At 33.0% G+C, this 1,382-nt stretch carries 1 protein-coding gene and 1 pseudogene; both read left to right on the forward strand.

Annotation, left to right across the window (positions count from 1 at the left end):
- On the forward strand, positions 1–1,287 hold a 1,287-nt coding region (locus IDG60_RS14140; protein WP_156979322.1), incomplete at its 5' end, for a Na+/H+ antiporter family protein.
- Positions 1,288–1,305: 18 nt separating this feature from the next.
- Positions 1,306–1,382 (forward strand): annotated as a pseudogene (locus tag IDG60_RS14145) (thioesterase); the annotation flags it as partial.

Genomic DNA, 1,382 nt, shown 5'->3' on the forward strand with positions numbered 1-1,382 from the left:
TTAATGATTGTGCTATGTTTATGTCGATTAAACGTAGTTATAAGCTTATTTATCAGTGCGCTAGTTGGTGGCTTAATTTCAGGCATGAGCATTGAAAAAGTTATAAATGTATTTGGGAAAAATATAGTCGATGGTGCTGAGGTAGCATTAAGCTATGCATTATTAGGTGGATTTGCAGCATTAATTTCATACAGTGGTATCACAGACTATTTAGTAGGAAAAATTATAAATGCAATTCACGCTGAAAATAGTCGATGGTCAAGAGTTAAAGTAAAAGTGACAATAATCATTGCATTATTAGCTATGAGTATCATGAGTCAAAACTTAATTCCTGTACATATTGCATTCATTCCAATTGTCATCCCACCATTGTTAAGTCTGTTTAATGACTTAAAAATAGATAGACGTTTAATCGGTTTGATTATCGGTTTTGGTTTATGTTTCCCGTATGTGTTATTACCATATGGATTCGGTCAAATTTTCCAGCAAATTATTCAAAGTGGCTTTGCAAAGGCGAATCACCCAATTGAGTTTAATATGATTTGGAAAGCAATGCTTATTCCTTCAATGGGGTATATTGTTGGCTTACTTATCGGTTTATATGTATATCGTAAACCACGTGAATATGAAACACGTAAAATTTCAGATAGTGACAATGTTACAGAGTTAAAACCATATATCTTAATAGTAACAATTGTGGCAATACTAGCTACATTTTTAGTACAAACATTTACAGATTCAATGATTTTTGGTGCACTGGCAGGGGTACTCGTATTCTTTATTTCACGTGCATATAATTGGTATGAATTAGATGCTAAGTTTGTTGAAGGTATTAAAATTATGGCTTATATTGGTGTAGTTATTTTAACAGCAAATGGGTTTGCTGGTGTAATGAATGCTACTGGTGATATAGATGAATTAGTTAAAACTTTAACAAGTATTACTGGTGATAATAAATTATTTAGCATTATCATGATGTATGTGATAGGTTTAATTGTCACTTTAGGTATTGGATCATCATTTGCAACAATTCCTATTATCGCATCATTATTCATTCCTTTTGGAGCGTCAATTGGACTAGATACAATGGCATTAATCGCATTGATTGGAACAGCGAGTGCATTAGGTGACTCAGGTTCACCTGCAAGTGATTCAACATTAGGACCAACTGCGGGATTAAATGTTGATGGCCAACATGATCATATACGCGATACATGTGTACCAAACTTCTTGTTTTATAATATTCCTTTAATGATTTTCGGTACTATTGCTGCTATGGTACTATAAGCATAAAGAGGTGAAAATATGACTCATTTATTAGAGACATTTGAGATGTCAATAGATCACCAGGAAGATGGTTTAGTTGTTATTTCTATGCCTGT

Source organism: Staphylococcus sp. EG-SA-2 (assembly GCF_017152085.1).